Below are 20,196 nucleotides of genomic sequence, written 5' to 3'. Positions count from 1 at the left end.
TTTTTTTGGTGAACTCTCACTTCGTGAGTGTCCACACAGATTGTCTTGTTCTAATTGTTAAAGAGCATGCTAACTTCGTTAGCGGCTTAAGATGTTGTCCGTAGACCCTCTTAAGCGGGAGGCGCATATTACGCTATCTCCATTTGATGTCAACAATTTATTTAAAATAATTTCAAAATAAATCTCACTGCATCCCGCATCAAACATAGCCTTGGCTAATTAGCAACTTGTTAGAATTTCTAACTCGTTGCGAGAGTCCTAAGTGGTCTCCCTTGAAGCGAGGGCGCATTATAGAGACAACACATTCCTATGCAAGCACTAATTTAAAATAAATGTTTAAGTGACCAAAAAGTATGCAAAACGTAGAAATATCATGCTTTATTGACTAGTTATGGGCATAGGATTGTGGATACTTAGCGTTACTGTTTGCGAAAACCCCATAAATGGGTACCATAAGTGCGCTTTATATTCTTATAACCATAAAATCTTTTTAGGTAGCGTCACATGAATCCATCTTTTATTTTGAATATTTTTATTACAGCAATTATCGCTATTGTTATGTATGTCATTTTACCCATGATAGCGCCAGAAATGCCCAATAACCTATCTGCGGCTCTCGGAGTCTTATTAGGTGGCTTGTTAGTGCCTGGCTTAGTAAGGCTGTCTACATCAACAAATTCATCTGGTGAGCAGGGCGATTCATCAACTGTATCTACGCTCTATGTTGGAAACCTGCCTTATCGTGCGGATGAAGAAGCTGTACAAGCACATTTTGAACAACAAGGTAATGTTGTATCGGTACGGTTAATGAAGGATCGCCGTACCGGAAAGAGGAAGGGATACGGCTTTGTTGAGATGAATGCTAAGGGAGCAGCTAAGGCAATCAAAAATCTAAACGATTCGACTTTCCAAGAACGGACTTTAAAAGTTCGATTAGCGAAAGAGAAAGTTGAAGACGAATAACTACCTATAAATAACAAAGCCAGTATCGAACTGGCTTTGTTATTTCTTTATGCTTCACAGCTATCATTATTATTCTGGCTGATAACCTTTTGGCAAATTATCCACAAGTTTTTGATTGAATTCATTGAATCGATTGATGGCAGAAATTAAATCGGGAGTGGCCACGTCACTTCCTAAATTATTTATCAACTCGTTCACCATGTTTTCATACGATTCGCTATTTTCTAATTGAAGTCTCGATCCTTCTAGTACATTAAGTAATTTATCAAGATAGTCAGCCACAGGCTTTACTGATTTTGCTGGATTGCTATCCACGCTATCTTCATCAAATCGAGAAACCGTTTCGTACGCTTTGATCACCTGTGTATTTTCAACTTTCGTCAACTGCAAAGCAAAACTGGATAATTCTTGCTCATCAAACCCAAGTTCTAAAGCTTGATTAAAAGCGGTCTCGATATCGCCATTAAAAAACTCTTCAGCAAGATCATTTGCGTCAGACACTAATTGACCAATAGCTTTGAGTTCATCTTCATCTAACTCACCTTTAACTGAAAACGAAAATGAACTTTCTTGATAGAACACCGCATTTTGTTCGATGACTTCAGTAGTAGGTTGTCTGTCTTCTTCCTGCTCTATGTTTTCATCAAGTTCTACCGCAGAGTTGGTTCCTGGTACCTCTGACTTGTTATCCGCTTGAGCCACATTGTTATCGTCACTTTGTTCGGAAACAGTGGGGTTGTCATTTGATTCTGATTTTTGTATTTGTTGCTGCACCTGTCGTTGGCTGAGTTCAAATTGCTCTAAGTCTTCAAAAGTAATATTGACTGTGTCGCCATCTCTGGTGCGAATACTTAGTTCACCTGATTCTTGTTTTGCATAGGATACGTTGGTAGATTCAACAATAGACTGTTCTGCATTTTCCAGATCAACTGCGTCAGGGTTAAAAATCTCACGCTTAAGATTGGCAATGCCTTCTTCTATTAGGCTCTTACTATTACTTATGCCATTAGTAATTTCTTCATTTAAGAAACCTGCTAAATCTTGCTCTGCTAATTTGATGCCTTTTAATACGCCACTTGAAGCTTGTTCGAATAAATCTTCAAGTTCACTGTCATCCGCCCCGCGGCCTTGAGCATTTTTAATTGCGCCGCCAATAAAACTGAGAACGTTCTTGGCTATTTCTTCAAAATCAAATGAAGAAGCTTCAGACTCTTCTGAATCAGGTACTGAAAAGTTAGGCTTATGCCTATCTATTTCAAGATTGTTACTTAACGAATTTGTATATACCTTTACACCCAACGAAGTGCTAGAGCTAAATTGCGCCACACTCTGCGTCAAATGGCTACTTTGTCCACTTATAGCTTGTTTTAACCCCTCATCACGGAGTTGATTTTTGATACTGTTGTCGCTCCCCAAATGTTGGGGATTATCACCTAAAAAGGCTTTTAATTGACTAATGTTCATGGCAGATACCTCACTATCCTCAACTAACCATATCGGCCGCTACCCGGTTATACTTTAGCTAAACTTGTCCAAAAATTATACGTTTTGTAAATTTTAGCTTTTGTATATATTGCAGAATGGCTAAAAACACTTTACCTTGCGCGTTTTTACCGTCTAAAAGATTGAGGCAATATATGCGGCCAACTGAAATTCAAGCTGACCATTACGATGAACAGTTGAAAAATAAAACGAAACTTATAAAAGAAAGTTTTACTCAGTATGCCGCCCCCGAATTGGAAGTGTTTGCATCCGAACCACTAAATTATAGGTTAAGAGCCGAGTTTAGGCTTTGGCATGAAGGTGATGAATTACATCACGTCATGTTCGATCAAACGACTAAACAAAAATACCAAGTACATAGTTTTCCTCCAGCCAGCCTGCTTATTAATGATGTTATGGTTGAATTAATTGCATTAATTAAAGTCAATGAGGCTGCACGCCGGAAATTATTCCAAATAGACTATCTAGCCACGCTAAGTGGTGAAATCATTGTGTCTTTGCTCTATCACAAAGCCTTGGACGAGCAGTGGTCTGCGGAAATGAGAAATATTCGTTCGTTGTTAAGCCAGAAATACAAAATAGATATTATCGGCCGAGCAAAAAAGCAAAAAGTGATTATAGACAAAGATTATGTCACCGAAGAGTTGACAATAAACCAACGTAATTACACATTTAAACAAATCGAAAACAGTTTTACTCAACCCAATGCACGGGTCAACATCAAAATGATCGAGTGGGCGTTGGATATTACTCAAAATAGCCAAGGAGATTTACTCGAACTATATTGCGGTTCGGGAAATTTTTCTGTGCCTCTAGCACAAAATTTTGAAAAAGTGTTAGCCACTGAAATATCCAAAACCTCTGTATCAGCAGCGCAACAAAATATTCAGCAAAACAAAATAAACAACCTAAAAATCATCCGAATGTCGAGTGAAGAATTTGTCCAAGCACAACAAGGTGTTCGAGAATTTCGACGTTTAGAGGGAGTTAATTTAACTGACTACCAGTGCCAAACCGTATTAGTAGACCCACCCCGCGCTGGTTTAGATGACACTACAGTCGAGATGGTAAGTCAGTATGAAAATATAGTGTATATTTCGTGTAATCCGGACACGCTAAAACTCAATTTGGACACATTGTTACTCACACATCGCATCACTAGATTCGCGTTATTTGACCAGTTCCCCTATACCCATCATGTCGAATGTGGGGTATATCTACAAAAAAAGTAACTAGCTATTTGCTTGCTCAGCTTTAGCCTGCAAGGCTCCATTTACAACGAACCTTAATTGGAGTTTCACTCTTTCAGCGACATTAAGTTTCTGCTCTTCCGATGCGTCTAGAGCTTCTGCGCCAGCACTAAAAACTAACTTAACCATGGCCTCTGCTTGCAAGTTCGCAATGTTATATGGCAAACCAGTTGTAGAGATGGTGTAATCGGTCAGTTCTACGTTAAAGTGTTTAATCTCTCGTAGTACAGCCGCCCTAAAAGCCATTGAAGTACCTGTATGCTCTCGCAACAACAATCGAAAAACATTATTATTGGCGGTAATAAATTCCATAAAAGTATCCACAGAAGTATTGATTACTCCCCCGCCTGAAGCAATTCTCGCCCTTGCTTGTCGCATTAATTGACGCAAAGCTAAGCCGGCTTCATCAACTAGGGTTAGCCCTAATTCATCAATATCTTTAAAGTGCCGATAAAAAGAGGTGGGTGCAATACCCGCAGCTCGCGCAACCTCCCTTAGACTGATACTTGATAAACTTCGCTGCTCATCTAAGAGTAAAAACGCCGCTTCAATAATGGAACGACGTGTTCGTAATTTTTGTTCTTGGCGGTTCAATAGTTAAAACCTGTGGTTAGTGATCAAGTCAATATTCATGTAATTCTAACGTGAAAAAAGTAAAACACATACCCAAGAAATTTAACTCTTTACTCATATATGACTTGCGAAACGTCAAAGGCAACGTAAAATAGCGTACAGATGTAAGCTGAATTAATATTTTTAAATGAAAAAACCCCGCCTGATACTCACCAATGTTTTGGTCTTTTCCATAACCGCCTTAATAGCAGCGGTGTTGGTACCACTTGAAGCATTAACCAACGGTTTCGATAGTTTTGAAATTATCGCGTGTTTAGTTTTAATATACTTTTCAGGCATGTCAATTACTGCCGGTTATCATCGTTTATGGTCACATAAAGCATATCAAGCGAATGGTTTTGTCAGAACCGTCTTGGCAATTGGTGGGGCGATGTCACTACAAAACAGTATTCTGCACTGGTGTTCAGATCATCGTATTCATCACAAACATGTTGATGACAATGATCAAGATCCCTATTCCGCGAAAAAAGGGTTTTGGTATTCACATATTGGGTGGATGTTAAGGGAGTATCAGATACACCGTTACGATGATTATAGTAACTGCCGAGATCTGCAAAAGGACGCAGTGGTAATGTGGCAACATAAACACTATTTGAAAGTTATGTTAAGCGCCAACTTTGGTCTGCCATTATTGCTTGGCTGGTTAAATGGCGATATTTGGGGCATGTTGTTATTAGCCGGCGTTTTCCGCCTAGTTGTAGTTCATCATGTTACCTTTTTCATCAATTCCTTAGCCCATATTTGGGGAAAACAGCCATATACCGATAAAAATTCCGCTAGAGATAACGATATTTTAGCTTTCTTTACCTTTGGTGAGGGCTACCATAACTTCCACCATATATTTGAGTATGACTATAGAAATGGAATTAAATGGTGGCAATTTGATCCCACAAAATGGCTCATCAGAGGGTTATCTGTTGTCGGCTGGGCTAGCAATCTGAGGCGCTGCCCGGAAGAAAGAATAGAAAAAGCTAAAGTCGCAATGCAACTAAAGTTAGCCCAAGAAAAAGTATCTAAATTAGCTAATGCAGATGAAATATTAGCCAAAGTACAATTTGAGTATGAACTCCTAGCTCAGCGCATGACAGAATATTACGCCGCCAAAAAACAACTAATGGCTATTAAAAAACAAAGTCTTAAACGCAGCTATGAAAACCTTGAAATGCATTACAAATATAAAGAGTTAAAACAGAGTTTAGCCCTGCAAAAGCAAAAATGGTTGCAGCTAAATCAGTTTGAGTTTTTACCCACAATGGCAAATTAAAGAAATAGGAATTCATAAGGTTAAGGTCTCATTTTGAGACCTTTTTAAACGGTAGAATCTAAACTAGAGAATAAGGTGGCCAATAAAATAAACATTATCGCTAAAATACATGATTGTACCCAATGTGCTCATTCTCTACCTTTCGCACCCAAACCAATTTTACAATACTCAGCAACCGCAAAAATTGTTCTTATTGGTCAAGCTCCAGGCCTCAAAGCTCACGAAACCAATACACCATGGAAAGACGCCTCAGGCGATAGATTACGAAAATGGCTTGATATGCCAGAACAGCAATTCTACGACAAACATTGCTTATCTATAGTACCTATGGGTTTTTGTTATCCAGGAAAAGGTAAATCTGGTGATTTACCGCCTAGAAAAGAGTGCGCACCAAAATGGCATCCCTATTTGGTCGACCCCGACTCAAACAAAATTATTCTTCTAGTAGGAAAATACGCGCAAGATTATTATTTAAAAGACAAAAAAACACTGACTGAGCGGATTAGAAACTGGCGTGACTACCAGCTTAAATTTTTACCATTACCTCATCCTTCGCCACGAAATAATATCTGGTTGAAAAACAATAAATGGTTTGAAGAAGAAGTCATGCCCCAGATGCTTGCCAAGATTAAGGTGACATTGCGATGCTAAAAACCATAGTAGTCAAAAGCATTAAGCACAGGTGGTAGCAAGAGTAACCATTTATTGAAATCAATCCGTAGCATTTTAGACTAAAAGATCCTGTCAATTTACCTTTTAGTTATCATCTTTTGAAGCTAAAAACTCTAGAAGTTGTTCATAAGGCATAGGCTTAGCAAACAAATATCCCTGAGCTTCATCACATCCTAATTTCAACATATAACTAGCTTGTTCTCTTTTCTCAACACCTTCCGCGATGGTAGATAAGCCGAGTTTATTACCAAGTGTCACAATCGTTTCTGCAATAAAAGCAGATTTACCGGGGTGAATCTCATTCACAAAAGACCTGTCAACCTTTAAACGGTCCAGAGGTAACTGTTGTAGGTAACTCATAGAAGAGAAACCAGTACCAAAATCATCAATGGCAACTTTAACACCAAACAATTTTAATTCTTGCAAGGCTTCAATCACTATTTGTGGTTCATCCATCACCACGCTTTCAGTAATTTCTAGCTCTATTCTGTCGGGCTGAATACCAAATTCTGTGATTATATTTTTAACTGAATCAATAAAATTAGGGTCTCTAAACTGCGGCATTGAAATATTGACGGCCATTCTCAACCCAGTGTGCCCTTGGTCGAACATCGCCTTCAATTTCTTACATGATTCTTCCAGTACCCATATCCCAATATCAATGATAAGGCCTGAATATTCAGCCAATGGAACGAATACTGCTGGTGAAACAAATCCACCATCGGAGGTAGGCCAACGCAATAACGCTTCCATCCCCACGATTTGCTCGGTTACTAAGTCCACTTGGGGTTGATACCAAAGTTGTAACTTCTTCCCTTGAAAATCTCTGGTTAACTGCCTGATCATATCCAAGCGCCAAGTTGTTTCTTCTTCCATCTCAGGCGCATAATACTCGAAGTTAGTATTTAGGTTTTTCTTGGCTTTATTTAATGCAATGTTGCTATGTTTAAGAATATTAATACCGCTTGGAGGCTTTCCGTCTAATCGACAAAAGCCAAAACTAGCAGAAAGCGGTAAAGTATGTTCACCCGCTTTAAAAGGAGCTACAAAAATTTCATTTAATGTTTGCGGATTAACAAAAAATTCTGCACCTATTAAGCCAAAAACATCTGAGCCAATGCGTCCTATTCTTACTTTATCTAAAAACGCTTCTTCCAATCGGTTAGTTACGGCTAACAAGGTACTATTACCCGCGTCTTGACCTAAGCCATCATTGATATCAGCAAAATGATTAATATCAATAAGTGCCACCACTGGATTGTCAGCTTTGTTTCTAGCGACAACACAATCGTCCAACATATTGATAAACTCACTACGATTAGGTAGCTTAGTTAACCAATCTCTGAAAGCTGCAGTTCGAAGTTGATGAAACAGATTAACGTTTTCATAACCAACCGAGATACTAGACAAAAACACTTCAAGTAATTGTTGGTCAACGGAATTAATTTCTTTGCCTATTTGCAAATAGACTGCGGCCTCGTATCCCGAACTATTTAGATAGAGTACTGAGAATTCTTTTTCAAAAATATGTTCTTTAAGCTGCAAACAGCAATTCACAAACTTCACAATTCGAGCGTTATGTAGACTATCTAGCCTTTCATTTATATAGGATGCAAATTCACCTGCGGCGCCTAGTATGTATACGCCATCGTCGTCTTTATCTAATACAGAACCGGCTCTGGCACAAACAACCCCACCCGCTTCTAAGCCAATAAGTGAACTAATTTGTGTCACCACACCTTCGCAAAAACTCTTAATGGAATGCTCTTCCATTAGGTTTGCAGCAGACACAATAATTTGCTGTAAGCCAAGACGACTTTGATTAATAGTCAATATTTGTTGATACGAACGCAAAGAAGCAATAATGGTTGTTACCAATTTACTGCGGGTTAGCTCTGTTTTTGTTTTATAGTCATTGATATCGTAATCTTTAATGACTTGTTCTTCCGGCGCATAACCAGGTTGCCCAGTTCGTAAAATAATGCGCGGTTCCATAATCTTTAATTCTTCGCGCATTTTCTTTGCGACATTTAAGCCAGCATCATCTGACTCCATCACCACATCTAGTAAAATGATAGCGATTGATGACCCCATATCTTCGATAATTTCTAGCGCCTCAACACCAGAATAAGCATGAAAAAAACGTAACGCTTTTTCATTTACAACCAAATCAGACAGAGCAAGCCTAGTGACAGAATGTATTTCTTCATCGTCGTCGACCACTAACACATTCCACACGCCGTTGATTTCCGGGGTGAACGGATGGATATCTTCTGATAAAAAAATTAATTCATCGTTTTCGTATTTGCTTGAGCTCATGTACATTCCATCAAGTTTGAGATCCTTCTATCTGCCGCTGCTGCAATCAGTTCATATGTTTGACATTCAATTACGTACCATCCAAAAAATCACAAAAATTAGTTGGAGTATCAACTTATTTATCAATATTTACTAAAGTTAACATTTTTATTTGCTCATGTAACATGAATTAACGCAATATACAAAGCAACATATTCAAAATTAAAGCAGCTTATAAGTCTCATGAAAATAGAGTCTAATTCCTCACCCACTACAAACCCATTACAACCGGTGCATTCACAAAAAGTAGATGCCAAAACAAACACTACCAAGACTCAATCTGATAATAGATTAAATAGGCAATCTACTCAAAAGCGTATTTTGAATTGGTTCTCACAAGCTGGAATACAAGAACAAGATAGTACTTTTAAAACGTCCAGCAGCAACGAAAAAATAAGGCGCAAAAATGAATTATTAGGGCAAAAAAAATTTAGAAACCTAGAAAGTATTCTAGCTAAGGCATTAGATTTTTGTCTAGATGACGGAAGAGAAGAAGATTTAGATCCCGACTGGTTTTTTAGTTTCGTAAAAATGGCTGAAGAGATTTTTTCTCCTGCGATGCAGGAACTATGGGGTAAGATTTTTGCGGTTGAGACAGCAAGACCGGGGAGTTTTTCCTTAAAGACCCTAGGAATTTTGAAGCAATTGACCCAGAAAGATGCACAAATCTTTCGTCATGCGGTTAACCTAGCCAGTCGCCGTAAAGGTGAGGCAACGCCTAAACTGTTGCTTGGTTATTATCAAAAAACCAGTCTTTGGTCATTCTTTAGTTCCCACAAAGAACACCAACTGAATTTGGCAAACTTTGGCTTAAGCTACCCAGATATTTTATCCCTTGTAGACTTAGGGTTAATTCACAATAGCGAAATTGAATCCGGCGAATTGCCTACTGAGGACCCAGTAGAGTGGCGATGCGCGGGGCAAGCCGTAAATATACAAGCAAAACGCAGCGGAACCACTTTGGTGTATTATAAGTTTACGACGACTGGAGCTGAATTATTTAAATTAGTAGCGCACAAAAGGCAAGATCTCTACTTAAAGTCTCTCAAAGCCACTTTGGGAATAGCTTTTGATATTGCCTAAACGATTGTTACAAGGTTAGTGAAAGAATTTGCTAAATTCCATCACCAAATTCATGTAGACCACACTCTCTTTTTAACCCAAAGAAACGGGTATCTTGCTCACTCATACCTTCCTCTAACGAACGAGTGCTATGCCAATCCCCAATAGATACATAACCCTTTTCCCATAGAGGATGATACGGGAGATCATGTTTTTTCAAATACATATGAACATCTTTGTTAGACCAATCAATTATAGGGTAAATTTTATATTGGTTTTTCAACTGCTGCACTACTGGTAAGCTTTCGCGCATATCAGACTGGCTGCGACGTAATCCAGCAAACCAGCTTTTGACTTGCAGTTCATCTAACGCTTTTTGCATAGGTTCAACTTTATTTAAAGCGTTGTATTTCTCAATACCCTCCAATCCTTGCTCCCACATTTTTCCCATTCTAGCTTCTTGCCATGCTGACGAAATATCAGACCGATACACCTTAAGATTCAGCTTAAGGCGTTCAGTTAATTCGTCAACGAATTGGTAAGTTTCAGCAAATAAATAGCCTGTATCCGTAAGTACGACAGGAATATTAGGGTGTTGTTGCGTGACCATGTGCAACATCACAGCAGCTTGAGCACCAAAACTTGAGGACAGCATAAAGTTCTGCGGCAAATTTTCTAACGCCCAAGTCACACGCTTCTCGGCAGACTGTTTTTCTAGAGCGAGGTTCGTTTGCGTTAACTCATCACCCGAAAGACTCAGATTTGTGCTAGCTGCAATATTAGATTGAATAGCTTGGGTCATCATAGAAGTCCTTGGCTGAGTCGATTACTGGTTTAACGACTTTCGCTCTAATAAGAAAATCACCAAAAGCTTCGCCAGTTTCACGTTCTTTTGACCAACGGCCAATTAACGTATCTAACTCACTCATAATTTCTTTTTCATCAATATTTTCACGATACATTCTAGGAATTCGCGTTCCTTGACGATCACCGCCTAAATGAAAGTTATACTTTCCTGGACCTTTACCGACTAAACCCACTTCTGCCAACATGGCTCGGCCGCAGCCATTAGGACAGCCAGTCACACGATAAATAATGCTTTCGTCAGACATGCCATGTTTTGCCAAAATCCCCTCAATTTGAGTAACGGCATCGGGCAAGTAACGCTCGGCTTCTGCCATCGCCAATGGACAGGTTGGTAAAGACACACAAGCCATTGAGTCTTTACGTTGTAAACTGACTTCATCAGAGATCAGTCCATGTTCACGGGCCAGTTTTTCAATCGCAACTTTCTGTTCTTTGGGAACACCAGCGACTATTAAGTTTTGATTAGCAGTTAGTCGAAAATCTCCGCTGTGAATTTTAGCTATTTCAGCGCAGCCTGTTTTAAGGGTTTTGCCCGGATAGTCTAAGATACGGCCGTTTTCAATAAACAAGGTAAGATGGTGTTTGCCGTCAATACCTTCAACCCAACCAATTCGGTCACCCCGAGAAGTGAATTCAAACGGTCGGCTTGCTGCAAAAGTAGCGCCTGAACGCTTTTCTACTTCTGCTTTAAAGTTTTCAACACCCACTCTTTCAAGGGTGTACTTAGTTTTAGCATTTTTGCGATTAACTCGGTTTCCCCAATCTCGCTGGGTTGTCACGACAGCTTCAGCTACGGCTAAGGTGTGTTCTTTGCTAATGAAACCAAAATCGTCTGCTTTACGTGGGAAAGTCGCGGTATCACCATGAGTCATGGCCAGTCCACCACCCACTAAGACATTAAAACCGATTAATTTTCCGTTCTCAGCTATAGCCACAAAATTCAAATCATTAGCATGTACATCCACGTCATTTTGCGGAGGAATAACAACAGTGGTTTTAAATTTACGAGGAAGGTAGTGACTTCCTAATATAGGTTCCTGATCGGTCGTTTCGGTTTTTTCACCATCCAACCAAATCTCTGCGTAGGCACGTGTTTTAGGTAACAAATGCTCACTGATTTTTTTAGCCCACTCGTAAGCTTCTTGGTGTAACTCAGATTCCACTGGATTAGAGGTACACAACACGTTTCGGTTGACGTCCCCCGCAGTGGCTATCGAATCAACACCTACTTGATTAAGCATTTGGTGCATAGGTTTCACATTAGGCTTCAACACACCATGAAACTGAAACGTTTGACGAGTGGTTAATCGAATACTTCCATAAATACTTTTTTCTGCAGCAAATTTATCAATGGCTAACCATTGTTGAGTAGTAATAATTCCGCCAGGCAAGCGGGCTCGTAACATTACATTTTGCAGCGGCTCTAATTTTTGTTTAGCTCGCTCTGCTCGAATATCACGGTCATCCTGCTGATACATGCCATGAAAACGGATAAGCTGGAAATTATCACCAACAAAAGCCCCAGTTAAATCATTATTTAAATCTTCAGCAATGGTTCCACGCAAGAAATTGCTCTGGCCTTTTAGGCGTTCGTTGTCAGCTAATTTGCCTTCAACAACAAATTTTGTTTTATCAGTACTCATTAATAAACGTCCTTTTGGTAACGTTTTGCACGGCGCAAGTCAGAAATATATTGTTCAGCTTGCTCTTCGCTTTTAGCGCCATGTTCAATCACAATTTGCACTAAAGCGTCTTGTACATCTTTGGCCATATGATTAGCGTCACCACACACATAAAGGTGGGCGCCTTGCTCAAGCCATCGATACAATTCTGCCCCTTGCTCAAGCATACGATGTTGCACATAAACTTTTTGCTCTTGATCTCTGGAGAATGCCAAACTAATTTTGTTGACTACGCCGTCTTTAACAAAACGTTGCCACTCGGTTTGATACAAGAAATCCTGAGTATAATTGGGATTACCAAAGAACAACCAATTCTCACCACTTGATTCTTCCGCTTCTCGTTGTTGCATAAACGCTCTGAAAGGTGCGATACCTGTACCTGGACCTATCATAATAACAGGGGTATTGCCGTCATCTGGTAACCGGAAATTATCATTTGTTTCAACAAATACATTGACCTCACCACCTTCATCTAAACGGGTAGACAAAAAGCTCGAAGCACCACCCTGATGTGCATGACCGTGAGCATCGTACTCAACTAGGGCTACGGTAAGATGCACTTCATCTTCTACTTCTGCTTGACTCGATGCAATAGAGTACAGGCGCGGAGTCATGCCTCTTAATGTGTCAACCAACTGTTGCGCGCTGATTTTTGCAGGAAATTGACGAATAATATCGATAATTTGGCGTTGAGCTAAATACTCACGCAATACCGACTTATCATCCAACAACGCATTGAGTTCGACGCTTTTGGCATATTCAGCATATTGATTTACAAAAGTCGGGTAACTTTGAGTGAGCTCTAATTGATTAACCAATACGTCTTTAATACTGAGCTCATCGCCTGACCAACTAACTGAGGTATCACCTTGTATATCGAGCTCGGCGAGCAAGTCATCGACTAAAATCTCGTCATTTTTAAACCACACCCCCAGTGCATCACCAGGGCGATATTGAATTCCTGAGTCTTCTAGAGAAATCTCTATATGACGGATATCCTTAACAGAATCTCGACCGGTTATTTTTTGACTTTCAAGTAAGGTGGCAGTGTACGGCGATTTTTTAGTGTATTGTTCCGCGTTATTAGCGCTAGCACTCATAGTTAGCGATGGTGCTACAGATTGAGAACTTTTGGCAGTTAACTCGTCTTTTACTTGATGAGTAACTGTTTCAAACCACGCCGTAGCGGCGGCGTCATAATCCACATCACAATCGACACGTTCTGTAATTCTAGTGGCACCGAGGTCTTGCAAACGTTTATCGAAATCTTTTGCTGTTTGACAGAAAAACTCGTAGCTAGTATCACCTAAACCCAAAACAGAAAATTTCAAATCATTAAGTTTAGGCGCTTTTTTTCCACCTAAGAAGCTGTGAAGTGCTACAGCATCATCAGGTGCTTCACCTTCACCATGGGTACTAACAATGACCACAAGATGACTTTCGGTTTTTAGTTGCTTTTGCTTATAATCGGCCATGCTAGCGATCTTAGCTGGAATATTTAACGCATCTAACTTGGCTTTATATTCCTGAGCAACAGATTTGGCGTTTCCGGTTTGTGAACCGTACAAAATAGTCAAAAATTTTGCAGGTCCAGAATCGGATTGTGGTACACCCGCTGATTGACCATTTTGTGCCAAACCTGCCAAATAACCGCTCAACCAAGTCAATTGCTGTGGATTTAGTGCGGCCGTAGCCTGATTAATTTGAGACCACTGGTTTTCATTTAAACCTGCGGCAAGCCCATTGGCTTGATTTATTACTGAAGACATAGAATCGCTAACCGTTATTAATACAACTATAGGTTAGCGATATAAGGACATAACCGGAAAGAATAAAAACTAATTTTTTATAACCAAATCAGATGAAATTAAAAATGTACCTCCAAACCAGCGTATACACCTTTAAATTCGAGATTAGAATATATATCGTCTAAGTCATCTAACTCTAATTCAACTGCACGATAACCTAATTGAAAAGTTACATCTACCGCCAAATTTTCCATTAAACTATAGGACAATGCAGCTTGATAATCAGACAAAGTATGATCATCGATATTCAAAAAACTGCCTTCTACAAACGCACCAAAACCGCTAAACGGAATACCTATAGCCAGACGCGAATAAACCATTGGCACTGGCCCAGAAAATGACTCTCTTGAAGAGGTAGAGGTATTATCCTTTTCAGTGACAAGTAGCTCACCTTCAATTTGTTTAGCGTTGATACCCACATCAAAACTAATTAAATCGTTATCAAACAATTCGTAATATAAAATAAAGTCCGTTGTGGTTAATTGCACATCAGCAAGCACGTCAGTGTTATTAGCGTAAACTTCATCACCAAATGTATATTGAGAATTTAATGTGGTTTCTCCAGAAGTATCCATTACGGTGCGCTGTATTTTAATATTGGGGATTAATGGAACAGGATGTTCAAACGCTGCATATAAATTTGTATTGGTTTGATCTTCAAAATCGAAATCTGCATTGGCTCCATCACTTGAAAAGCCGCCAGAGGTTTGCATATTCCAGCCCTGAGCACCGACATAAAGGCCAAGTAAAGTATCAGCTTTTGCCGTAAAGCTAGCGCTCGCGACAAATAGGCCTAAAGTTACAGCTGTCTTTTTCATAATTTAACCTTGATTTAATAATTCGCTAAGCTCGATTAGAGCAGCATTTGCCCGAGAAATATAGTTCGCCATAACTAACGAATGATTCGCTAATGTTCCAAAACCACTACCGTTTAATATCATTGGACTCCAAAGAGACTCTTGAGTGGCTTCTAGCTCTCGAATAATTTGTTGTAAACTAATAGTGGCATTTTTCTTTTCTAATACATCAGCAAAATCGACTTCTACCGCCTTTAAGAAATGTATTAATGCCCAACTAGCGCCTCTGGCTTCATAAAAATTGTCATCCAACTTCCACCAGCTAGTTTTTTCAGCCAATCGGTTAGCTGTTGGAGTGGACTGTATCGCTTGGGCATCACCTGCCAAATTTGTATCAAGGCGTTCCTGACCTACACTGGCACTTAAACGTTGCGAAAAACTTCCCAAACGTTTTTCTATTTGTTTAAGCCAATCTCGTAGATTGTCTGCACGTGCATAAAACTGCCCCTGTTTTTGGCTGCTATCCGCTAGACTGCTCCTGTAAGCGTATAAATTATCAATACCTTCTTGATATTTTGATTCCGCAGAGGGCAACATCCAACTCAAATTATCTATGTTAAATTGCGGTTGGGCCTTAGTTAAAAACGAGTTTTCTAAGGATTGGCTTTGTGAGCGACTAAAGTCTTGACGCATCGCCAAGGCTAAATCACGGGTCATTTCCAATGCACCAAATTCCCAACTTGGCATATTGTCCATCATCACGCTAGGTGGCAAAACATCGTTTGACAAATAGCCTCCTGGTTTATTCAACAAAGTCTCACTGACTTTAATTAAACTAGTGGTAATAGTATATCCCGCTACTACTGACTCATTTTTTTGACTAGCTTGCTGTTGTGCAAGCAATTTAGGTTCAAATAGCTCGGGTTCAAAGCTCCAGTAAACTGACAAAATCCATAATAAGAAAATGATAAGAGCAAGCGAGCTTAATAGCCATTTTGGTGTAAGATACTGTTTCATATTTTCTCCTAATGATGTTTATGTGCAGAAGGCTGAATAGCACTAACAACGCTGGCCTCAATGGTAATGGGCTTTTGCGTTTTAGTCAGTAGTGTAAATGTTAAGGTCTGGCCTTCATGTAAAGCTTGTTTCAACCCAAACAACATAATATGTAGACCCCCTGGGGAAAACTGCACACTTTCACCTGGACCAATCACCACCTCCGACTGTTGTTGCATACTCATCATATTATTAACCATTACATGATTGTGTATTTCTGCTTTAGAGGCAAAGTCTGCCGACGCAGCTACGAGAACTAAGTTCGAATCAGAACGGTTTTCAATTGAAAAGTATGCTGCGGTATTAGGTACTCCGGGTGGCAGTAGTCTAACCGTTGCGTTACTCACTATTACTTCGGCGTGAAGTACACAAGTTACAAAACCACAAAAAAACGCTATGAGTCGGAGCATTATAAACCACCTGCAATCAAAAAATATGTCAGCGATTATTCAGCAATTCGAATTAACATGCCAACCATTAAACTGAAAACTTTGGCCATAGCAACAAAAATCAATATGCCGGTGATTGTTTATCTCTTACTAATAGAAAAATCACCAAGGTAAACAAGATAACAGGCCAAAACACACTTACTCCCACAACAAACAAACCAATGCCTGCAGCTATTATGGCGAAAGCTATCGCGGCAAATATACTAAAAGCGATAATAAAGCCTACTATCACTAAGATAGCCACTATGCCAGTGACTGTAAGAATTGAAGTTACCGGCTCAAAATCATGTTCGGCAAAAGTAAAATGTAAATCTAACCACTGGGATGCTAAGTGCCCTAGGCTATAGGTTAATACTATCGCTATCAATACAGCCAGAGTAATGTTTCTGAACATGATTTTCTCCTTATCTACTTGGAATCAGGAGTGTTGCTGTAATGTAAGCAATAGCGGTCACTGTAGGTAGCGTGATTAAACACACAACTGCAGCTATTCGAATCGCCAATCTAGGCACGTCCCAATGTTTTGCCAAACCGGCACACACCCCAGAAATTTTACGATGGGCCAAGTCTTTATATAACCTATTCACATCAAAATAGCGTCTCATATTATTCTCCTTTGTTTTCTTATCTAGACCGCTAGTGATAACAACTCGCTACCACTAGCCAATTGAGTCATCGACCAATCTAGCCATCAAATCTATGCAACCTTTTTACGTAACGCTTCTAGCTCTTTTTCAATCTGACTTTCTGCTTCAAGTTGATTGAACTGTGCGTTTAGGCCTTGTGATTCATTTACGAGATCGTACGCGTCGACTTGTGACTCTAAGTCATCAATACGTCGTTCATATTGCTCAAATCTAACAATGGCATCATCGATTTTAACTGAGTGGGTTTTGTTCTTTGCTGTCATTCGCACAGCGACCGAACGCTCTCTTACAATTAGAGATTTTTGCTTAGCTCTCGCTTCTACTATCTTGTCTTGCAATTTCCCCATATCCACTTGTAACTTAGACAGCGACTCTTCCACAGCAGTTTGCTCAGACACTAGTGCGGTTAGGCTTTGCTGGCATAAGTGTTTTTCAGCTAACGCTGCTCTAGCCAAATCTTCACGATCTTTTTCTACTGCTAAAGTTGCTTTTGCCTGCCATGAATTAATTTGTTGCTGCAGTTTGTCTTCTTGGCGCTGAAGCTGTTTTTTCTCGGCTAAATTTGTGGCCGCAACTGAGCGCAATTCCACCAAGGTTTCTTCCATTTCTTGGATTAGCAATTTAATTACTTTGGCCGGATTCTCAGCCTTATCCAAGATGGCGTTGATATTGGCTTGCACTATGTCTGACATTCTCGTAAACATACCCATTTTTATTTCTCCAATAGTATTAGTAATGTATTACTGCTGGCCATTCCAGCACTACTATCACTATTACAAGTGTTGTGCCAATCTAACTGAAATATTAAACCACTGTTTTATATATAGTTTTTTGGTAATCCAGAAAACTGACTAGCATGTAGTTCTAACTCAATTCTAATAAATTGGTCAAATAGACCAAATTATTAGTGAAATCACAATCGATAGGGTTTTCGACAAATATTTCCCAACTTTAATTAAGAATCTTAGAGTTGCTTGGCTAAGCAACAAAACGCAAAAAGAAGGAACTTTTTTGTGTTTAAGCCATCAAATAAGGTCGAGCAGTGCGGTTAGGTATAGAGGTAGTAATATGACCGGTAAACGTTTTTTAACTTTTCTTGCCCACAGAGGAATTCCTGCTAGTTGTTTCGCTCAACGTTTGGGGTGTCGCTTATCATCCATAAAAAAACTTCAATACTGCGACAAGGTTCCGCGTCACTACATCAACATGTTAATTAGAGAATTCGGCGTGTACTTGAATGGTCGAGATCTAGATTTGCTAACGAGCGCCTAAAAGAGTCAGTTGTTAATATTCACTTCGTCAGTTTGTTGATCGAAAATATTAAATCACTTAATTAAAAAGAATCTCAAGAGGGCAACAAAGAACGTAAGAGCGAGCGAGTGACTGTTTACTGTTGGGGTAGGGAAACTAATACTGTTATCGAACTGTAAATATTGAGGAGAAAAACGGTCAATACAACTATTAGAGACCGTTTCTACAACTGATGATGTTATTACATTTAGCTAATACTGAATTTTTACGTAAACATTCAACAACACTAAAGATTATCGCTCCTGCCGCATAGGCGACCACTGGCGTCAACAACATGATGAATAAAGATATTTGATTAAACATAAACTATTCCTTATTCAGTTTGTTCTTTAGCTACCTCAACACTTTCGAGATCTGTAATAGTCACTTTAGCGGTATAGGTTTTTGCCTCATCAAAGCTCACGTTGTTGGCTACTGTTAAGACGGCTGAACGAACATTATTTTTAACTTCTTGCTGTGCAACTTCCATCGCTTGATTAACCATACTGGTTACATACTTTTCTAGCGAAACATTTTCAGCCTGTGCAGTAGAAGCAAAAGCTAAAGAAGAAGTAAGGGCAATGGCAGCAATTTTTAATTTAGTAAACATGATATATCCTTTTAGTTTAATGTGTTAATAACTGTTTTAATGCAGTTACCGTATAAGTCGCAGTATCCTTAGCGATAGTTGTGCCAATCCTGAAATAAATTTTATGCTGTTGATTTATATAGACTTTTAATTTGGTATTTACGATATTGACAAGCGTGCGATAATCTACAAAACTAAAATGTGGTTTTTTTTACCATTGCTTTGGTCAAATTAGCCAATCACTTCATTTTGAAACTGTTTCGCTTTATGTTGTGCCTCTAGTAGCACTTCTAAAGCATCACTGAGTAGCTCTAAACCAGCATTGGCTTTAGTGCCATTTTGACTCAAATATCTGCGCCAGATACGCCCGCCAGGTTGTCCTTGAAACAGACCTAACATATGCCTAGCAACACTCCACGGCCGAGCGCCTTGAGATATTTGTTGCTCAACGTATGGCAGCATTGCCATCACCACTTCAGCTCGCGTTTTGCAACTAGCCTGACCGTTATAAAAGCGCTGGTCGACTTCGGCTAAAATATAAGGGTTACTGTAAACTTCTCGGCCTATCATCACGCCATCTAAGTGATTCAGGTGATGCTCCACATCATCTAAGGTTTTTACACCACCGTTTAGACTGATATGTAAATCTGGGAACTGTTGTTTTAACTGATAGACACGGTCATACATTAAAGGCGGGACATCCCGATTTTGTTTGGGACTTAAACCTTTTAACCAAGCTTTTCGGGCATGCACCACAAAAGTGTCGCAACCTGATGCAGCCACCACTTCAATGAAGCGTGTTAAGTCATGGTACTCATCCATGTCGTCAATGCCGATACGAGACTTCACAGTTACTGGAATATCTACCTCTGCCTGCATACTCGTAACACACGCAGCCACAGTCTCTGGCTCGGCCATTAAACAGGCACCAAACCTACCATTTTGAACGCGGTCAGAAGGGCAACCGACATTAATATTAACCTCGTCGTAACCGTATTGTTGCGCCTTGGCAGCACAACGCGTCATATCAGTCGGATCTGAACCACCTAACTGTAAGGCTACGGGGTGTTCTTCTTGGTTATATGCAAGGTAATCACCTTTACCAAAAATGATCGCGCCAGTAGTCACCATTTCAGTATACAGAAGTGCATGTTGCGAAATTTGCCTTAAAAAATAACGACAATGTTTGTCTGTCCAATCCAACATGGGCGCAACAGAAATGGTGCGATTGATGGGTTCACTCATAATTTGCCTTGCCAACGTGAATTTAGGGGCGCGCATTCTAGCTGATTTAACGATTCAGCAC

Annotated in this window: 20 protein-coding genes; 5 read left to right on the top strand and 15 right to left on the bottom strand. The window is 39.6% G+C overall.

The genetic code is table 11. The annotated features are described in order from the left end of the window. Nucleotides 1–504: 504 nt before the first annotated feature. Complete coding sequence (locus KO534_RS17480) at nucleotides 505–963, top strand: RNA recognition motif domain-containing protein (RefSeq protein WP_215931504.1); 459 nt, start codon at nucleotides 505–507, stop codon at nucleotides 961–963. Between the two features lie 69 nt (nucleotides 964–1,032). Here the strand turns inward: KO534_RS17480 and KO534_RS17475 are convergent, their stop codons facing one another. Continuing rightward, nucleotides 1,033–2,427 carry a DUF5610 domain-containing protein gene (locus tag KO534_RS17475; RefSeq protein ID WP_215931502.1) on the bottom strand — a complete coding sequence of 465 codons (1,395 nt, stop codon included), beginning with the start codon at nucleotides 2,425–2,427 and terminating at the stop codon, nucleotides 1,033–1,035. Between the two features lie 173 nt (nucleotides 2,428–2,600). Here KO534_RS17475 and trmA point away from each other — a divergent pair, with 173 nt between their 5' ends. Then, nucleotides 2,601–3,698, top strand: a complete 1,098-nt coding sequence (gene trmA / locus KO534_RS17470; protein WP_215931500.1) for a tRNA (uridine(54)-C5)-methyltransferase TrmA — start codon at nucleotides 2,601–2,603, stop codon at nucleotides 3,696–3,698. On the opposite strand, the gene fabR is transcribed toward trmA, so the two are convergent. Continuing rightward, nucleotides 3,699–4,310, bottom strand: a complete 612-nt coding sequence (fabR, locus tag KO534_RS17465; RefSeq protein ID WP_215931498.1) for an HTH-type transcriptional repressor FabR — start codon at nucleotides 4,308–4,310, stop codon at nucleotides 3,699–3,701. A gap of 166 nt (nucleotides 4,311–4,476) precedes the next feature. Between fabR and KO534_RS17460 the strand changes: the two genes are divergently transcribed. Both KO534_RS17460 and KO534_RS17455 read left to right on the top strand, forming a co-directional pair. Then, on the top strand, nucleotides 4,477–5,613 hold the full coding sequence (locus KO534_RS17460) for an acyl-CoA desaturase (protein ID WP_215931495.1): 1,137 nt from the start codon (nucleotides 4,477–4,479) through the stop codon (nucleotides 5,611–5,613). Nucleotides 5,614–5,688: 75 nt separating this feature from the next. Then, the gene (locus KO534_RS17455) at nucleotides 5,689–6,264 is read left to right on the top strand and encodes a uracil-DNA glycosylase family protein (protein ID WP_215931492.1); all 576 of its coding nucleotides are present in this window, start codon (nucleotides 5,689–5,691) and stop codon (nucleotides 6,262–6,264) included. Nucleotides 6,265–6,369: 105 nt separating this feature from the next. Here the strand turns inward: KO534_RS17455 and KO534_RS17450 are convergent, their stop codons facing one another. Continuing rightward, a complete protein-coding gene (locus tag KO534_RS17450) occupies nucleotides 6,370–8,604 on the bottom strand; it encodes a bifunctional diguanylate cyclase/phosphodiesterase (RefSeq protein WP_215931490.1) in 2,235 nt (744 codons plus the stop codon). A gap of 222 nt (nucleotides 8,605–8,826) precedes the next feature. On the opposite strand from KO534_RS17450, the gene KO534_RS17445 reads away from it, so the two are divergent. After that, a complete protein-coding gene (locus tag KO534_RS17445) occupies nucleotides 8,827–9,726 on the top strand; it encodes a TIGR03899 family protein (RefSeq protein ID WP_215931488.1) in 900 nt (299 codons plus the stop codon). 31 nt (nucleotides 9,727–9,757) lie between these two features. On the opposite strand, the gene KO534_RS17440 is transcribed toward KO534_RS17445, so the two are convergent. The 12 genes from KO534_RS17440 to dusA form a co-directional block, all read right to left on the bottom strand. After that, nucleotides 9,758–10,507: a phosphoadenylyl-sulfate reductase gene (locus tag KO534_RS17440; RefSeq protein ID WP_215931522.1), complete on the bottom strand. Its 750-nt coding sequence runs from the start codon at nucleotides 10,505–10,507 to the stop codon at nucleotides 9,758–9,760. Continuing rightward, nucleotides 10,485–12,215, bottom strand: coding sequence for an assimilatory sulfite reductase (NADPH) hemoprotein subunit (cysI, locus tag KO534_RS17435; RefSeq protein WP_215931486.1), 1,731 nt, complete (start codon nucleotides 12,213–12,215; stop codon nucleotides 10,485–10,487). Before cysI ends, KO534_RS17440 begins: the two co-directional genes overlap by 23 nt. Further along, a complete protein-coding gene (locus tag KO534_RS17430; protein WP_215931483.1) occupies nucleotides 12,215–14,023 on the bottom strand; it encodes an assimilatory sulfite reductase (NADPH) flavoprotein subunit in 1,809 nt (602 codons plus the stop codon). The genes cysI and KO534_RS17430 overlap by 1 nt, the downstream gene beginning before the upstream one ends. 98 nt (nucleotides 14,024–14,121) lie before the next feature. Beyond that, complete coding sequence (locus KO534_RS17425; protein WP_215931481.1) at nucleotides 14,122–14,880, bottom strand: TIGR04219 family outer membrane beta-barrel protein; 759 nt, start codon at nucleotides 14,878–14,880, stop codon at nucleotides 14,122–14,124. Nucleotides 14,881–14,883: 3 nt separating this feature from the next. Further along, nucleotides 14,884–15,876 carry a DUF2333 family protein gene (locus KO534_RS17420; RefSeq protein ID WP_215931479.1) on the bottom strand — a complete coding sequence of 331 codons (993 nt, stop codon included), beginning with the start codon at nucleotides 15,874–15,876 and terminating at the stop codon, nucleotides 14,884–14,886. Between the two features lie 8 nt (nucleotides 15,877–15,884). After that, nucleotides 15,885–16,325, bottom strand: coding sequence for a copper chaperone PCu(A)C (locus KO534_RS17415; RefSeq protein ID WP_215931477.1), 441 nt, complete (start codon nucleotides 16,323–16,325; stop codon nucleotides 15,885–15,887). A gap of 100 nt (nucleotides 16,326–16,425) precedes the next feature. Further along, on the bottom strand, nucleotides 16,426–16,758 hold the full coding sequence (locus KO534_RS17410; RefSeq protein WP_215931474.1) for a hypothetical protein: 333 nt from the start codon (nucleotides 16,756–16,758) through the stop codon (nucleotides 16,426–16,428). A 10-nt stretch (nucleotides 16,759–16,768) separates the two neighbouring features. Then, a complete protein-coding gene (locus KO534_RS17405) occupies nucleotides 16,769–16,969 on the bottom strand; it encodes a PspC domain-containing protein (protein ID WP_215931472.1) in 201 nt (66 codons plus the stop codon). Nucleotides 16,970–17,061: 92 nt separating this feature from the next. Then, nucleotides 17,062–17,721 carry a phage shock protein PspA gene (gene pspA, locus KO534_RS17400; protein ID WP_215931470.1) on the bottom strand — a complete coding sequence of 220 codons (660 nt, stop codon included), beginning with the start codon at nucleotides 17,719–17,721 and terminating at the stop codon, nucleotides 17,062–17,064. A 751-nt stretch (nucleotides 17,722–18,472) separates the two neighbouring features. After that, nucleotides 18,473–18,625, bottom strand: coding sequence for a hypothetical protein (locus tag KO534_RS17395; protein ID WP_215931467.1), 153 nt, complete (start codon nucleotides 18,623–18,625; stop codon nucleotides 18,473–18,475). 10 nt (nucleotides 18,626–18,635) lie between these two features. Further along, on the bottom strand, nucleotides 18,636–18,911 hold the full coding sequence (locus KO534_RS17390) for a hypothetical protein (protein WP_215931465.1): 276 nt from the start codon (nucleotides 18,909–18,911) through the stop codon (nucleotides 18,636–18,638). A gap of 210 nt (nucleotides 18,912–19,121) precedes the next feature. Further along, entirely contained in the window at nucleotides 19,122–20,135 is a 1,014-nt protein-coding gene (gene dusA / locus KO534_RS17385; protein ID WP_215931463.1) for a tRNA dihydrouridine(20/20a) synthase DusA, read from the bottom strand. Nucleotides 20,136–20,196: the final 61 nt, after the last annotated feature.

Source organism: Paraglaciecola arctica, assembly GCF_018861065.1.
Classification (GTDB): domain Bacteria; phylum Pseudomonadota; class Gammaproteobacteria; order Enterobacterales; family Alteromonadaceae; genus Paraglaciecola; species Paraglaciecola arctica_B.
The sequence above is the reverse complement of the archived record's forward strand: the minus strand, read 5'-3'. Positions and strand labels throughout refer to the sequence as shown.

Excerpts from the sequence above, each read along its gene's own strand:
- KO534_RS17480 (WP_215931504.1), top strand. The coding sequence starts at position 505 with ATGAATCCATCTTTTATTTTGAATATTTTTATTACAGCAATTATCGCT.
- KO534_RS17475 (WP_215931502.1), bottom strand. The coding sequence starts at position 2,427 with ATGAACATTAGTCAATTAAAAGCCTTTTTAGGTGATAATCCCCAACAT.
- trmA (WP_215931500.1), top strand. The coding sequence starts at position 2,601 with ATGCGGCCAACTGAAATTCAAGCTGACCATTACGATGAACAGTTGAAA.
- KO534_RS17460 (WP_215931495.1), top strand. The coding sequence starts at position 4,477 with ATGAAAAAACCCCGCCTGATACTCACCAATGTTTTGGTCTTTTCCATA.
- KO534_RS17450 (WP_215931490.1), bottom strand. The coding sequence starts at position 8,604 with ATGAGCTCAAGCAAATACGAAAACGATGAATTAATTTTTTTATCAGAA.
- KO534_RS17445 (WP_215931488.1), top strand. The coding sequence starts at position 8,827 with ATGAAAATAGAGTCTAATTCCTCACCCACTACAAACCCATTACAACCG.
- KO534_RS17440 (WP_215931522.1), bottom strand. The coding sequence starts at position 10,507 with ATGACCCAAGCTATTCAATCTAATATTGCAGCTAGCACAAATCTGAGT.
- cysI (WP_215931486.1), bottom strand. The coding sequence starts at position 12,215 with ATGAGTACTGATAAAACAAAATTTGTTGTTGAAGGCAAATTAGCTGAC.
- KO534_RS17430 (WP_215931483.1), bottom strand. The coding sequence starts at position 14,023 with ATGTCTTCAGTAATAAATCAAGCCAATGGGCTTGCCGCAGGTTTAAAT.
- KO534_RS17425 (WP_215931481.1), bottom strand. The coding sequence starts at position 14,880 with ATGAAAAAGACAGCTGTAACTTTAGGCCTATTTGTCGCGAGCGCTAGC.
- KO534_RS17420 (WP_215931479.1), bottom strand. The coding sequence starts at position 15,876 with ATGAAACAGTATCTTACACCAAAATGGCTATTAAGCTCGCTTGCTCTT.
- KO534_RS17415 (WP_215931477.1), bottom strand. The coding sequence starts at position 16,325 with ATGCTCCGACTCATAGCGTTTTTTTGTGGTTTTGTAACTTGTGTACTT.
- KO534_RS17410 (WP_215931474.1), bottom strand. The coding sequence starts at position 16,758 with ATGTTCAGAAACATTACTCTGGCTGTATTGATAGCGATAGTATTAACC.
- KO534_RS17405 (WP_215931472.1), bottom strand. The coding sequence starts at position 16,969 with ATGAGACGCTATTTTGATGTGAATAGGTTATATAAAGACTTGGCCCAT.
- pspA (WP_215931470.1), bottom strand. The coding sequence starts at position 17,721 with ATGGGTATGTTTACGAGAATGTCAGACATAGTGCAAGCCAATATCAAC.
- KO534_RS17395 (WP_215931467.1), bottom strand. The coding sequence starts at position 18,625 with ATGTTTAATCAAATATCTTTATTCATCATGTTGTTGACGCCAGTGGTC.
- KO534_RS17390 (WP_215931465.1), bottom strand. The coding sequence starts at position 18,911 with ATGTTTACTAAATTAAAAATTGCTGCCATTGCCCTTACTTCTTCTTTA.
- dusA (WP_215931463.1), bottom strand. The coding sequence starts at position 20,135 with ATGAGTGAACCCATCAATCGCACCATTTCTGTTGCGCCCATGTTGGAT.